Origin of the sequence: Streptomyces sp. NPDC015661 (genome assembly GCF_043077765.1) — a bacterium.
Taxonomy (GTDB): Bacteria; Actinomycetota; Actinomycetes; order Streptomycetales; family Streptomycetaceae; genus Streptomyces.
The window spans coordinates 18488-32077 of sequence record NZ_JBIBST010000013.1 but is presented as its reverse complement, the minus strand read 5'-3'; the positions used below and the strand labels follow the sequence as shown (position 1 = coordinate 32077).

11 protein-coding genes are annotated in these 13590 nt (G+C 70.4%); 2 read left to right on the top strand and 9 right to left on the bottom strand.

The features are described from left to right. Positions 1-810 precede the first annotated feature (810 nt). Positions 811-2259, bottom strand: a complete 1449-nt coding sequence (locus ACF07V_RS30790) for an MFS transporter (protein ID WP_392158963.1) — start codon at positions 2257-2259, stop codon at positions 811-813. Positions 2260-2481: 222 nt separating this feature from the next. Then, on the bottom strand, positions 2482-3369 hold the full coding sequence (locus tag ACF07V_RS30785; RefSeq protein ID WP_392158962.1) for an NAD(P)-binding domain-containing protein: 888 nt from the start codon (positions 3367-3369) through the stop codon (positions 2482-2484). A gap of 379 nt (positions 3370-3748) precedes the next feature. Between ACF07V_RS30785 and ACF07V_RS30780 the strand changes: the two genes are divergently transcribed. After that, on the top strand, positions 3749-4987 hold the full coding sequence (locus tag ACF07V_RS30780; protein WP_392158961.1) for a PucR family transcriptional regulator: 1239 nt from the start codon (positions 3749-3751) through the stop codon (positions 4985-4987). A 290-nt stretch (positions 4988-5277) separates the two neighbouring features. Beyond that, a complete protein-coding gene (locus tag ACF07V_RS30775; protein WP_392158960.1) occupies positions 5278-5913 on the top strand; it encodes a VOC family protein in 636 nt (211 codons plus the stop codon). A 167-nt stretch (positions 5914-6080) separates the two neighbouring features. On the opposite strand, the gene ACF07V_RS30770 is transcribed toward ACF07V_RS30775, so the two are convergent. The 7 genes from ACF07V_RS30770 to ACF07V_RS30740 form a co-directional block, all read right to left on the bottom strand. Next, positions 6081-6605: a peptidylprolyl isomerase gene (locus ACF07V_RS30770; RefSeq protein ID WP_392158959.1), complete on the bottom strand. Its 525-nt coding sequence runs from the start codon at positions 6603-6605 to the stop codon at positions 6081-6083. 541 nt (positions 6606-7146) lie between these two features. Beyond that, positions 7147-8313 (bottom strand): aldose epimerase family protein, encoded by a 1167-nt coding sequence (locus tag ACF07V_RS30765; RefSeq protein ID WP_392158958.1) that lies wholly within the window; start codon positions 8311-8313, stop codon positions 7147-7149. 108 nt (positions 8314-8421) lie between these two features. Continuing rightward, positions 8422-9888 carry a non-reducing end alpha-L-arabinofuranosidase family hydrolase gene (locus ACF07V_RS30760; protein WP_392158957.1) on the bottom strand — a complete coding sequence of 489 codons (1467 nt, stop codon included), beginning with the start codon at positions 9886-9888 and terminating at the stop codon, positions 8422-8424. Then, complete coding sequence (locus tag ACF07V_RS30755; protein WP_392158956.1) at positions 9888-10676, bottom strand: cupin domain-containing protein; 789 nt, start codon at positions 10674-10676, stop codon at positions 9888-9890. Before ACF07V_RS30755 ends, ACF07V_RS30760 begins: the two co-directional genes overlap by 1 nt. Continuing rightward, a complete protein-coding gene (locus tag ACF07V_RS30750; protein ID WP_392158955.1) occupies positions 10628-11488 on the bottom strand; it encodes a PmoA family protein in 861 nt (286 codons plus the stop codon). The genes ACF07V_RS30755 and ACF07V_RS30750 overlap by 49 nt, the downstream gene beginning before the upstream one ends. Next, positions 11485-12531 carry a Gfo/Idh/MocA family protein gene (locus ACF07V_RS30745; RefSeq protein WP_392158954.1) on the bottom strand — a complete coding sequence of 349 codons (1047 nt, stop codon included), beginning with the start codon at positions 12529-12531 and terminating at the stop codon, positions 11485-11487. Before ACF07V_RS30745 ends, ACF07V_RS30750 begins: the two co-directional genes overlap by 4 nt. Continuing rightward, a complete protein-coding gene (locus tag ACF07V_RS30740; protein WP_392159122.1) occupies positions 12528-13559 on the bottom strand; it encodes an endo-1,4-beta-xylanase in 1032 nt (343 codons plus the stop codon). The genes ACF07V_RS30745 and ACF07V_RS30740 overlap by 4 nt, the downstream gene beginning before the upstream one ends. Between the last annotated feature and the right edge of the window lie 31 nt (positions 13560-13590).

Sequence of the window (13590 nt, the reverse complement as noted above, 5' to 3'; positions counted from 1 at the left end):
CTGGGCCGGCTCCTCGAGCAGCCGGTCGGGGCGCCGTCCGGTCGGGCACCCCGGGTGCGTACGCGCCACGTCGAGGAGGAAGGACGCCGCGAGCCGGGTCAGGCCAGTCCCGCGACACACGCCAGTGCCTCGTCCACCGACAGCCGCCGGAAGCTCTCCGTGCGTACGGCGCTGTCGGCACCCGCCGCCCGGGCACGCTCGCGGGCAAGCTCGACCCTCTGCTGGGACCTTCCTCGAGCCCGGCGACGTCCCCGACCGAGACGTCGGGCACGGCCAGTCGGGTGATGGCGTGCGTGTTCACCGCGGTCAGGATGTCGACCGGATTTCGTGGAGGAATGACCACCTCCTTGCGGGGCGGCCAGAAGTCGAAGGCGCTGTGGTCGCCGAAGGGCCCCCCGACGTGGAGTGCGTAGATCTCGGGGTACGCGGGTGCCTCGCCCCGCCTTTCCGGTCGCACGTCGTAGAACGCCGCGATGGCGGCCTGGATCAGCAGGCTGGCACCGAGTGCGCCCGGCGGACGGTCGATGAGGATGCCGAACCGGTCGTCCGGTGTCCAGCGGGGGAAGAGCCCTGTCAGGTCCGCGTTCTCACCACCGATGAGGTACTGGAAGCTCGAAGGCTTCAGCTGTGTGGCTGTGTGCATCGGGGTGGCCTCCGTCGGAAGTCGGCCGGGGCGGGGTGCGCGACGTACGCCGCCCCGGCGCACAGGCGGACGACGCCTGCATCGAGATCACCTGCGTCGGTGTGCGGATCGCACGGGGCCGGCGGACACGCCGGCCGGGGTGGGGTCCATGGCGCCGTCGGGGTGGCTCACGCCTGCGCCATCAGGGCTTTGAACGCGCCCGGGTGGCGGGCGGAGGACACGGAGGTCGCGGCGAGAATGCCGACCGGGAAGACGGCGGCGACGAGGTATCCCCATGTGTAGAGGTGGGGCTCCGGCACTCCGGGGATCTCGGGGATGAAGGCGAGGGACAGGACGATCGTCGTGATGGCGGCGCCGAAAGCGGCGCCGATCATCATCACCGTTGCCGGGATGCCGGCGGCCATCCCGGCCTGGTCCTCGTCCACCACCAGCTGCGGAATGGCGAACGAGCCGCTGTAGCCGGCGCGGCTTCCGAGACCGACGACGGCCGAGCCGACGAGGTACTGCCACGAGTGGTCGTGGGCGAACGCGAGCCACACGAGTCCGAGGCCGCACAGTGCCGCGCCCGCGGCCAGGATGACGCCGGGGCGTCCCTGCTGCACCATCCGTTCCGCCGCCTTACCGCTGATGAACATGGTCAGCGCGAACGGCAGCATGAGGAGGCTCGTCCCGAGCGCGTCGGTGCCGAGGCCGTATCCGACCTCGACCGGGGTCTGGGTGTAGTAGGTGACCAGCAGCACGAAGGCCGCGTCGACCGCGCCGAACAGACAGGAGGCCACGCAGGCTGTCGTGGCGTACGGCCGCTTCAGCATCGCCAGGTCGAAGACCGGCGCGGTCGACCGGCGCTGTGCCGGAACCCAGGCGACACCGGCGACGACCCCTACGGCAAGGAGCAGGTAGCACACGTTGCCCCAGACGCTGATCTGCGCCATCGCGAGCAGCACCAGCGTCACCCAGGCGATCATCCACACCGTTCCCCACACGCCGATCCGTGCCGAGGAGGCGGGGCGCGAGCGCGGAACGACCGCCAGAAGTGCCGCCGTGGTCACCGCGAACGCCGCTGCCAGTACGTAGAAGAACGTCGACAGCGACAGGTACTTCACCGCCAGGCCGCCGCCCACCATGCCGGCCACGACCCCGGTTCCGGTGGAGATGATCAGGACGCTGACCGCGGTGGCCACCGAGGCGCCGGAGAGGTGACGGCGCAGGAAGCCGACCGGGAGCATCTGTGCCGCGCTGCCGAAGCCGAGCAGGGCCGACCCGACGATCAGCGCCGGGTACGTGTCGCCGATGGCGGGTATCAGCGCGCCCGCCGTGAGGATGACGCCGGACCACAGCAGCATCGTGCGGTCGTCGACGATGTCCTGCAGGCGCGGAATGAGCACGAAGCCGGCGCCGCTGCCCAGGAGCATCGCGGTGAGGACCCAGGTCGCCGCCGAGACGCCGACGGCGAAATGACTCTGCATCAGGGGCAGCAGGGGCCCCAGCATGAAGTTGACCGCGATGGTCACCGTGCACAGCAGCGCGGAGACGCTGATCAGCGGTCCTCGCTTGCGCGTTGCTTGGGCTGCGACGCCTGTTCCTGCGCTGAGCGCTGTGTCGTTCGTTCCCGCCATGCGGATTCACTCCCGTTCGGAAGGGGGTGCCGTCGCCACCGGCTGAGCCCGGTCGCGCCGACGTGTGACGTGGGTCTCAAGGTTCGCGACGGGGCCTCGCCGCGGCTACGACAGTGCCGACCGACATGCGGGTGTCCGCGGTGCACCGTGCACCACATCGCCGCGCCGCTGTGCGTGGGCGCGTCGGTCAGGGCTCCGGCCGGACGCGCGCCTGCCGACCCGTCACTGCGCGTCCCGCCTGGTGAGGACCAGGCTCTGTGCGGAGAACGCGAGTTCGGCGAGCCCCGCCCGCTCGGCGAGGTCGAGATTCTCGACAGCCGCCCCGATCATGCGGCCAGAGTGTCCCGCGGCGCGCAGGGCGGTCAGCGTGGCCCGGGCGGCCTCGCCGAAGGTCTTCACCGTCGCTTGATCTGTCTCGTGGGCGTCGTGCGCGATCGCGGTCGCCGTCTCCGGCGTCACTGCCCCGAGCAGGGCGATGGCCTGCGCCGCCGTCGATGCCAACGCCTTTGGGGTCAGCCCCTGTTCGATCGCATAGGTCGCCGCCTCGACGTAGGCGCTCAGCGCGGCGATGAAGAACGCGCCGAGCATGCCCGCCCCCAGCACCCCGGCGCCGCGCACCTCGTCGGAGACATGCTGTGACGCGCCGCCGAGGCTCACGAAGACGTCCTTGTGCTCTTCCCAGAGGGCAGTTGGGCCGGACAGTACGACCATGCCGCGGGGGGAGCCGATGTCGTTGGGGTAGCAGGCGATGAACCCGTCGAGGTAGGCAGCGCCTCGCTCGCCGGCCCATCGCGCCATGTCCTCGGCTTCGTCGGGCGATCCGCTGACCAGACTGACCAACGTGGTGGTGCCCCAGTCGGTGACCGGCTGGAGAGCAGCTCTCGTGCTCTCGTAACTGTCGGTGCAGGCGATGGCGATCCGCGACTCCCGCACCGCTTCGTCGAGGGAAGCCACAGGGGAGAGCCCCGAGTCGGCGAGCGCGAGAGCTCGTTCCGGCGAGCGGTTCCACGCGGCCACCGAATAGCCCTGCCTGGCGAGGGTTCTCGCGAGTGCGGCTCCCATCAGCCCACAGCCGATGACCACTGCGTCGTACCTCTTCGTACTGCTCATGAATTCATTCCTTTCGATGATGTGCCGCGTCGCTCGTCACCGGCGGCCGATGCGGGCATCCACCTCAGGTGGTTCTCGGCAGAGCGCGGGGCGTGCGGTCGGCGTTGCCGGAACTTGGGTCACGACGAGGCGGATGGAGGCGAGTGCGGGCGCGACGGGCTGGTGCCGGACAGCGAGCCGGCCATGACCGATGCGGCGATGCTCGTCCTCGCGCTCCTCGGTCGCACATCGGCCGACAGGACCGAACTCGTTCCCTGCCGCGTCGACAGTGGCCGCTGGGACCGGCTTCTTCCCAGGGCACGTCGGTGCAGGATCGAGGCGGACTCGGTGCACTCTGCACCTTGCGCGGCACCGCAGTGGACGAGGCACTCTGCGGTGCATGCAGATGTTGTGGCCGAACCCGTCCGACCGGGTGTGTGGGCTGATCCGACACATCGCCGAAAGCCAGCTGCCGGTGTCGGACGAGGTCGCCGACCAGTTGTGGCGGGCCTCGCAACGCGAGACGCGGCAGCGCGAGTACGTCGACGATCCCGTGCTGTCGGAAGCGGACCGGCGCCTCAACAAGGCCAACATGGCGCACTGGCTGGCGTCCAACCTGCAGGAGCCGGGGCGCCGGGTGACTCCGGCCAGGGGCAGCGAGATGCTGATCTTCGCCCGGGACCTTGTGCTGCGCGGGATGGACGTGAACGAGCTCGGGTCCTGGCGTGCCGCCCAGCGCGTGGGGTGGGGGTTGTGGGTCGAGCGGTGCTTCGCCGCCACCACGGACCGCGACGAGCTGCGCGAGCTGCTCGAGGTGTCCGCCAACTCGCTGACGACCTACATCGACGACTCGATCGCCGCAGTCGGAACCTACGTCGACGAAGTCCGCGAGGAGATGGGCCTCGGTGCCCAGGCGCAACGGCACACGACGGTGCAGCTGTTGCTCCAGGGCGCGCGTATCAGTCGCGGCCGCGCGGAGGAGCAGCTCGGTTATCCGCTGGCCGGGCATCACGTCGCGGCGATCCTGTGGGTCGATTCCCCCGCCGATGTGCACGAGCTCGAGCGAGCCGCCGAGTACGTCATGCGGGCGTGCCGTGCGAACCGCCGGCTGACCCTGCCGCCGAGCACATCGGCGCTCTGGCTCTGGGTCCCCGTGCACGAGGCTCCGCCGACGGCCGCGGTTCTGCACGTCTTGGACAAGACACCCAACGTGCGCGTGACGCTCGGCCGGCCCGGAGCGGATCTCCCGGGTTTCCGGCAGAGCCATCTGGATGCCGCCGCCGCACAGCGCCTTCTGGCCCGGATCGGATCGCCGCGGCAGGTCGTCCGCTACGAGGACGTGCATCTCGTCGACCTGCTCACGGCCGATCTGAGCCAGGCTGAGCACTTCGTCGCCGGCACTCTCGGCGATCTGGCGACGGCCGACCCGGTCCTGCAGCGCACGGTTCGCACCTACGTCGCGGAGGGGTACAGCGTTTCGAACACCGCCGACCGGTTGTTCGCCCACCGCAACACCATCGACCGGCGTCTCACCAAGGCCCGTACGATGCTGCCGAGGCCGCTCGACCACGATCCGACAAGCGTCGCGGTCGCGCTGATGCTGGTGGAGCTGCGACAGGACCCGCGGTCCGGTTGCTGATCGGCTGCGCGAAGACTCCAGCGCCGCCCCCTCGGTGAAGTAGCCGTCCGGGCCACGCGGCAGATACCCGTCCTTCGTCGTGCCGTGCTTCTCCTCGTCGTGTGGTAGCGGCTGATCGAGCGGGTCGTGGGCCTCGACGAGGCTGCGGTGCTGCTGCCCGGCTTCAACCGGGTCTCCCCAGCCGGGATGACGGTGATCGATCCGCTCCACGGCTGAATCCACGGCGGACGCGGCCGGGGCGCCGGGCGTGGCGGCGGGATTTGGACGGGTTGCCGGGTGATGATGCCGCAGTGCGACTTGATCATGTGTCCTATGCGGTGGCCCGCGACAGCTTCGTCTCGACCGTCCAGCGGATCGGATCGGCCCTCGGCGCCGGGTTCGTCGACGGGGGCGTGCACCCGCGATTCGGCACCCGCAATTTCATTCTCCCGCTGAGCGGCGGCACCTACGTCGAGGTCGTCACCACCCTCGACCACCCCGCCGCCGACCGCGCGCCCTTCGGCCAGGCGGTCGCGCGCCGCGCCGCCGAGGGCGGCGGCTGGCTCGGTTGGGTGGTCTCCGTCGACGACATCGCCCCCGTCGAGGCCCGCCTCGGCCGCACCTCGACCGAGGGCCACCGTGTCCGCCCCGACGGGTTCGACCTGAGGTGGAAGCAGATCGGCCTGCTGGAACTCATGGAGGACCCGCAACTGCCCTATTTCCTCCAGTGGTTGGTCCCCAGCGAGGAGCGCCCGAGCGCCGACCCGCGCACCTCCACCACCATCCACGGAGTCTCCATCGCCGGCGACGCCGCATCCATCGCCGAATTCCTCGGCGAACCGGCCGACCACCCCCTCGACCAGATCGACGTCACCTGGGTCGAAGATGAGGAACCGGGCCTGGTCTCAGTGGAGTTCGCCACCGCCCACGGCCCGGTCACGATCTGACCCCGGCCGACTGCCCCGCGGGAGCAGCCGGCCGGGGTCTCCTGGCCGGCGCGTGTCTCTTTGACGGGAGGCGCGTCGCGGCGGACGAATCGGGGCCTCCCGGACGCCGGCCGGGCACACGGAGGTGCCAGGCATGCCCATCGAGGACGTGGCCACGTCGCGGTGCGTCAATGCCGGCAGGACGGCCGGACGCGGAGCAGCTCGGTCCGCAGGACGGGTGTGCCGTCGACCGGTGCCGGGTTCTCCGCGGTCGGCTCGATGCCTGCGGCGGCGATTTTGTCGAGTGTCGTCAGGCCGTCGGGGCCGACCGTGCCGAACACCGTGTAGTTCGGTCGCAGTGCGGAGTCGTCGTAGACGACGAAGAACTGTGAGCCGTTCGTGTTCGGACCGGCGTTGGCCATCGCCAGCAGGCCGCGCCCGTAGAGGCGGCGCGTGCCGGTGGGATCGGTGGGTGCGGGCGGCAGGTCCACCGGCAGCTCGTCCTTGTACTTGTACCCGGGGCCGCCCTCACCGGTACCGGTCGGGTCGCCGCACTGCAGGACCTTCAGCGTCGGATACGCCGTCAGACGGTGGCACACCGTACGGTCGTAGAACCCGTGCCGTGCCAGGTGCAGGAAACTCTGGACCGTGCACGGCGCCTTGGCCCGGTCCAAGTGCAGCGGGAGCGAGCCCTGGCTGGTCGGAACTGCCATGTCCACCGTGCCATGACTGGGGGTGCGCCGCGGGTCGGGCGGCAGCGGAACAGGGCGCGCCGGCGGCTCGTCCGGGGTCTGCGTGTACTGGCAAGGGCCGTGCGTGGTGCGTGGCGGAGCGCTGTCGGAAGCGGTGGCGACGCTCCCCCCGGACACGACTAACGCCACGGCCGCGCATGCGCTGATCAGTGCTCGTTTCATCTTGCACGCCCTTCCGATGATCTCCAGGTCTTGGAGCGCTCGCAGTCTAGGGCGTCGTGTGGTCTGCGGGAGTGGAAGTTCCGGCCGATCAGCGTGGCCACAGCCCCATCGTACGAATCATCGAGGTGCTCGTGGACATAGGCTCCCTGCCTGCGCTTTTTCAGGACAGGGCTGTTTCGTCACGCGAACCGGCCGACCACGACGAGCAAACAAGCCTGCGCAGCGCTCCTCCAAGAGCCGTCGGGGTCGTCGTCACCCCGATCGTGCGACGACGACCCCGACGTGGGCGAGGGACCTGTCACGGCAGGGCCCTCGTAGCGGTGTGGCTGCCCGGCAGTGGTCAGTGGGTGGTGAAGGAGTGGACCGTCGTGGAGCGGTAGGTCCGGCCCGGGCGGAGCACCGTCGACGGGAAGGACGGCTGGTTGGGTGAGTCGGGGAAGTGCTGGGTCTCCAGGCAGAAGCCGTCGCCCTGGCGGTAGACCCTTCCGGAGGAACCCGCCAGCGTGGCGTCGAGGAAGTTCCCGCTGTACAGCTGGACGCCCGGCTCGGTGGTCGCGATCTCCATCACGCGGCCGTGGACGGGCTCCGTGACGGTGACGACGTGCTGCGGGGCGTCGGTGAGTCCCTTGTCGAGCACGAAGTTGTGGTCGTAGCCGCGGCCGAAGACGACCTGCGGGTGCGCCTCGCGGATGTCCCGGCCGATCGGCTTGCCGTCGCGGAAGTCGAACGGGGTGTGCGCGACGCGGGCGAGTTCGCCGGTCGGGATGAGGGTGGAGTCGACGGGGGTGTAGCGGGACGCGGCGATCCTCAGGGTGTGGTCGAGGATGCTGCCGCTGCCTTCGCCCGCGAGGTTGAAGTACGTGTGGTTGGTGAGGTTCACGACGGTGGCCCTGTCCGTGACGGCCTCGTAGTCGATGCGGAAGTCGCCGCGGGGCGTGAGGACGTAGTCGACCCGGACGCGCAGCGTGCCGGGGTAGCCCATCTCGCCGTCGGCGCTGACGTAGCGCAGGGTGAGGCCGGTGTCCCGCCCTCGCGCGTACGGCTCGACGTCCCACACCCGCTTGTCGAAGCCCTTGTCCCCGCCGTGCAGGCTGTTCGGGTCGTCGTTGACGGGGAGTCGGTACGTTCTGCCGTCGAGGGTGAAGGCGCCACGGGCGATGCGGTTGCCGTAGCGGCCGATGATCGCGCCGAAGTACGGGCTGCCGGCCACGTAGTCCTCGAGTTTGTCGAAGCCCAGCGACACGTTCGCGTACCGCCCGCGGCGGTCGGGTGTTTCGAGGGCCTGGACGATGCCGCCGTACGACAGCACCCGCAGCCGGGTGCCGCCCGAGGCCACCGTCCAACGGTGGACGCGCGTGCCGTCGGGCAGGGTCCCGAAGAGCTCCTTCGTCGGCCTTCCAGCCGCCCGTTCCGCGCCTCCCGAGGCGAACGCCGGGGCCGTCCCCACAGCCGCTGCCGCCACTCCGGCGGCGCCCGCCGCCATCACCGAACGCCTGTTGATGGTCATGTCGTTGTCACTCCTCAAAGGGGAAGGTTCGATATTTCGGCACACGTTCGAGACCCCGGCCGTGACGGGCTCGGTCGTTCGCGAGCCCGCCACGCCGGTGTGACGTCGTCAGTGCTGCAGCGTGAGCAGGCCCGGCCGGTAGGGCAGGAGGCCGTAGTCGAGGCCGTCGGAGCCGGGGCTGCGCCCCTGGTAGAGCAGTTGCAGACGGCAGGGATCGACGGTCATGGTCTGATCGGCGCCGGTGCGGATCAGTTCGCCGTGGCTGATGTCGTTGGTCCAGGTGGCGCCGCTGTTGGCCTTGCCGGCGAAGGGGTTGCTCTCGGTCGCGGCCTGGGGGGTCCACGAGCCGTTCAGGCTGGTGGCCGTGAACGAGCGGAAGTACCGGCCCTGCGAGCCGATGGCCTCGACGATCATGAGGTAGCGGTCCTGGCCCTGGAGCTTGTAGACCTGCGGGGCCTCGAACAGGTTGTTCGTCGTGTCACTCATGACCACCGTCGAGGTCGCGCCGAAGCTGCCCGGGAAGTTCCCGATCGGCATGCTCGCCCGGTAGATCTTGCCGTTGTCACCGGCGAAGAACAGGTACATGTTCGTGCCGTCGGCGATGAGCGTCTGGTCGATGGGGCCGGTCGAGGAGCCGGTGATCGTTCCGTTGAAGAGCTCCTTCGGCGCCGACCAGCCGTTCGCGTTCGTGGGATCGGTCGACGTCCGGTACGAGAAGGCCGTCGCGCCCCACTGGTGGGCGAGCACCCAGATGTTCTTCGGCGCGAAGTAGAAGAGCGTGGGCGCGACGGCGGAGCCCGACATCGTGTTCTGGCCCGCCGTGGCCATCTCCGGCCAGGTGGTGAACAGGCTGAAGTTCATCGACCCCCAGCTCGTCCCCGTGTCGTGCGTCGTCGCGTAGACGAGCTGCTTGCCGTTGTGGGGGACGACGGTGAAGTCCTTGAGCGAGACCCACCCCGGCTTGGGCTGCGCCAGCGCGCCCGTCGAGCTCCAGCGGTAGGCCGACGGGAGATCGCACGTGCCGGGGTTGCCGGCGCCGACCTGGACGAGCTGCCACTGCTGGTTGCTGCCGCCCCAGTCGTCGTACTGGACGATGTTCGCGCCGTCGGCGGTGGAGCCGCCCTGCACTTCGAGGGCCTTGTTGCTGTGGCGCGCGATCAGCCTCACGTAGCCACCCGGGCTGTCGGCCGGGCGCCACTGCTGGTTGGTGGCGTTCAGGTCGGTCCACTGGACGATCGGGGCGCCGTTGGCGGTGGAGCCGCCCTGGACGTCCAGCACCTTGCCCGAGTGGCGGGACTTGATGCGGTAGTAGCCGCCGCCGGCGTCGACGAACTGCCACAGCTGCTGGTTCTGGTCGTTCCTGGTCCACTGGGTGATGCGCGCGCCGTTGTCGGTCGCCAGGTTGTAGACGTCGAGGGCCTTGCCGCTGTTGCGGTTGACCAGCACGTACGAGGCGTTGGGGTCGATGGTCGCCGCGGCGGCGGGCGGGGCGCCGAGGAGGGTGGCGCCGAGCAGTAAGGACGACAGGACGGAGAGTACGAGACTCAGGATCAGGGGCGGAGGGCGAAACCGCATCAGGACAGCTCCTTCGGGGGACGGAGGTGAGGTGACCCCGACGGATCGCGCGGCGGGCGCGCCGGGGGGTGGGGCACGGGATAGGGGTGCAGGAGGCCGCACATGCCGAAGAGCTGCTGGTCGGGGCGCTCCAGCCGTGACACCGCGCCGTGGCCGAGGTGGGAGAGGTCTCCGGCCTGCAGCCGTTCCAGCTGACGGCCGGTCTCTTCGGCCGCGGCCAGGGGGCCGTCGCGCCAGCGGGCCCGCCAGTCGTCCAGGAGCTCGCTCTTCAGGCGGTGGGCCGCGAGGTGGAACTCCCGCAGCCCGCCTTCGCGCAAGGCCGTGAAACCCTCGAGTGCCAGGTCGCGGCGGCGCCGCGCCGCCGCGGCCCGGTCGCCGGTCAGGGCGGCCGCCGTCCGGTAGGCGTGGGGATCGGCCAGCACAGGAGGGGGGAAGGTGAAGACGGCGTCGCCGGCTTCGGGGAGTCCGCTGTTCTGCATGAGCACCAGGAGGCGCAGGCCGCCGTCGTTGACCAGGCGGTGGATGGTGCCGGGGGTGAACCAGACGACGTCGCCGGGGTGCAGCGGGGTGTCGGCGAAGCCGGAGCCGGTGAGCGTCTGGACGCTGCCCGTGCCGTCGACGACGACGTAGGCCTCGGAGCAGACGAGGTGCATGTGGGGTGTGCCGCCGCACAGCCCGTCGGCGGCCTTCCCGTCGTACACGGTCAGCCCGGAGATCCCCACGCTGCCGGGGAACCGGGTCACCACGGGTGTTCCGCGACATGGCGGGTCAGGCGCTCGGAGGTCCATGCGCCGTCGGCCACGACGATCCGGTAGCGGCGCGACAGGGTGTCGCCCGGGGCCAGCGGCAGTTCCTTGTCGAACGCCAGGGACGGGTTGACGGCGGGGATGGGCTCGCTGCGCACGAACCAGTGGCAGGGGGCGTCCGGATCGTCCAGGAACAGCAGCGTGGAGGAACGGTCGACCTCGTCGTGCGCGCCGATGAAGGCCAGCCAGTCGCCCTGCTCGCCCATCGCGGGGCCGATCACCTCGCCGCCGGTGAACGCGCGCGGGCCGCGCCAGAACAGACCGGTGTATCCGGCGAGCTCCCTGCCCTGGGTGCCGGGGCTGCCGAACATCAGGTCGCCGTCGTGGACGTTGGTCAGGGCGGTGGTGACCTCCAGGGTCCAGGAGTCGGCCTCGACGTCGCGGGCGGTCAGGGTGCGGCGCTCGTCGATCCAGTGCTCCCCCGCCCTCGTGTGCCAGGCCAGGTCTTGGGTGATCACGGCGCGACCGCGCCCCGTCCCGGCGGAGACGGCGAGGCTGCGCATCGTGCCGAGGTTCGGCAGGTCCACGTAGCCCCGGCCGCGCAGGTAGGTGCCGCCGCCCCAGAAGTTCTGTCCCGACACCCACGACGCCGTGAACTGGACGCCCTTGTGCCAGCGGTGGTCGTGCGGCCGGTACCCGGTGACCACATCGCCGGCGAGCGTGCGCACCGGATGCAGATAGGGCTTCGGTGCCTCGAAGGGGTCCATGACCGGCCGGTGCACATACCGGAAGAGGTCGACGCCGCGGGTTCGGACGACCAGCGAGTCCTCGTTCTCTGCGAGTTCGAACGTCATCGGAACACCTCCGGGCGCCCGCCGTGGAGCGATCCGTAGAACGGGTCGGCCGCGTCGATCTCGCCGCGCCGGACAGGCAGGCCGGTGATCGCGGCCTTGTACAGGGCGGTCACCAGCTCCATGGTGGGTCTGCCGAGGTCGGGGCGGATCCCCGCTTCGTAGCCGTCCAGGAAGGCCGCGAGCTGGGCGGTGTGCGAGCTGGGCAGGTCGTCCGGCGGCTGCCACGGCACGCCGGACGACGTGGTGGTGAACGTCCAGTCCGCGTTGGAGTAGCCGTACAGATGCCGCAGCTCGACCGTGGCCTCGGTGAGGTCGAACCGCAGGTAGCTCTCCTCGCGCGGGGAGAGGACGCTGTTGACGACCGTCGCGATGGCTCCGTTCTCGAACCGGACGAGGGCCGCGGACACGTCCTCGGTCTGGACGTCGCGCTCCAGGCGGCCGGCCATCGCGCGTACCTCGGCCCACGGGCCGAGCACCGCGAGCATCAGGTCCATCTGGTGGATGCCGTGGCCCAGCGTCGGGCCACCGCCCTCGCTCTCCCATGTGCCGCGCCAGGGCACGTCGTAGTACGCGTCGTCGCGATACCACGCGGTGACGCACTGCGCCACCAGCGGCCGGCCCAGCGTGCCGGCCGCGATCCGGTCGCGCAGGTACCGGGCCCCCGAGCCGTACCGGTGCTGGAACACCGCGCCCGCGAGAGCCGGCCCTTCGGCCGCCTGGATCCGGTCGAGCTCGGCCAGCGACAGCGCCACCGGCTTCTCGCACCACACCCACGCCCCCGACTCCAGGCAGGCCACGGCCTGGTCGGCGTGGAGGAACGGGGGTGTGCACAGGTGGACGAGGTCCGGCTTCTGCTCCTGGAGCATCGTGCGCAGGTCGGTGTGGACGGCGGGGATGCCGTGTTCGGCCGCGAACGCCTCGGCGCGCGCGGCGTCCACGTCGACGGCCGCCACGATCTCGGCCCGGTGCGCCTGGGCCCGGAGGGCGGGAACGTGGCAGATGCCGGCGATCCCTCCCGTACCGACGATCGCCGTTCGGATCACCGGCCCAGCACCTCCCTCATCGCGTGGTAGGCGGGCTTGGGCCGCAGGTTCTCGTCGTAGGGCAGCGCGGCGCCCTCGCCGGGGAAGACGGAGGGGATCCACGAGTACTTGTCCGTGTAGTCCCAGATGGTGACGCCGACGCATTTCTCGACCGCCAGGCAGGCCTTGACGTAGTCGGCGTACCAGGTGGCCTGGGTGGCGAGCTTCGCCGGGGTCGCGGGGAGGTTCATCCGGATGTCGAGCTCGGTGACCGCGACGTCGACGCCGAGGTCGCCGAAGCGCCGCATGTTCTGCTGGACGTCGGCGGGGAAGCCGTACTGGAGCGCCAGATGGCCCTGGATGCCGAAGCCCTCCACCGGGACGCCGTCGGCCTTCAACTGCTTGATCAGGGTGTAGTAGGCGTCGCTCTTGGGGCCGATCCCGTCGACGTTGTAGTCGTTGAGGTACAGCTTGGCGTGGGGGTCGGCCTCGTGGGCCCAGCGCAGGGCGTCGGCGATGTAGCCGGGTCCGAGCGTCTTGTAGAAGAGCGACTCGCGGTAGGTGCCGTCCTCGTTGAAGGCCTCGTTGACGACGTCCCAGTGGATCACCCGGCCCTTGAAGTGCCGGACCTCCGTCTGGATGTGGTTCTTGAGGACGGCGCGCAGCTCGTCGGGGGTCCAGGTGCCCTCGGTGAGCCAGGCGGGGAGCTGGTTGTGCCAGACGAGGGTGTGGCCGCGGACCTTCTGGTGGTGGGCCTTGGCGAAGGCCATGACCTCGTCGGCGGCCGTGAAGTCGAAGACGCCGCGCTCGGGTTCGGTGGCGTACCACTTCATGGCGTTGCCGGGGGTGGTCTGCCCGAACTCGCTGCCGAGGAGCTTCAGATAGGCGGCGTCGGTGAACTCGGGGTTGTCGGTGGCGGAGCCGAAGTACTTGTGGTGCTTCTCGGCCAGTTCGGCGAGCGTCCTGGGACGGGGCTCGGCGGCCGCGGGCGCGGCGAGGCCGGCCGCGAGGCAGACGGCGGCGGACAGGGCGATGAGATGACGGGGCATGAGCATGACGGACTCCTCGGGTGCTGGGCGG

Excerpts from the sequence above, each read along its gene's own strand:
- ACF07V_RS30785 (WP_392158962.1), bottom strand. The coding sequence starts at position 3,369 with ATGAGCAGTACGAAGAGGTACGACGCAGTGGTCATCGGCTGTGGGCTG.
- ACF07V_RS30765 (WP_392158958.1), bottom strand. The coding sequence starts at position 8,313 with ATGACCATCAACAGGCGTTCGGTGATGGCGGCGGGCGCCGCCGGAGTG.
- ACF07V_RS30760 (WP_392158957.1), bottom strand. The coding sequence starts at position 9,888 with ATGCGGTTTCGCCCTCCGCCCCTGATCCTGAGTCTCGTACTCTCCGTC.
- ACF07V_RS30755 (WP_392158956.1), bottom strand. The coding sequence starts at position 10,676 with ATGGACCTCCGAGCGCCTGACCCGCCATGTCGCGGAACACCCGTGGTG.
- ACF07V_RS30740 (WP_392159122.1), bottom strand. The coding sequence starts at position 13,559 with ATGCCCCGTCATCTCATCGCCCTGTCCGCCGCCGTCTGCCTCGCGGCC.
- ACF07V_RS30770 (WP_392158959.1), bottom strand. The coding sequence starts at position 6,605 with ATGGCAGTTCCGACCAGCCAGGGCTCGCTCCCGCTGCACTTGGACCGG.
- ACF07V_RS30750 (WP_392158955.1), bottom strand. The coding sequence starts at position 11,488 with ATGACGTTCGAACTCGCAGAGAACGAGGACTCGCTGGTCGTCCGAACC.
- ACF07V_RS30780 (WP_392158961.1), top strand. The coding sequence starts at position 3,749 with ATGCAGATGTTGTGGCCGAACCCGTCCGACCGGGTGTGTGGGCTGATC.
- ACF07V_RS30790 (WP_392158963.1), bottom strand. The coding sequence starts at position 2,259 with ATGGCGGGAACGAACGACACAGCGCTCAGCGCAGGAACAGGCGTCGCA.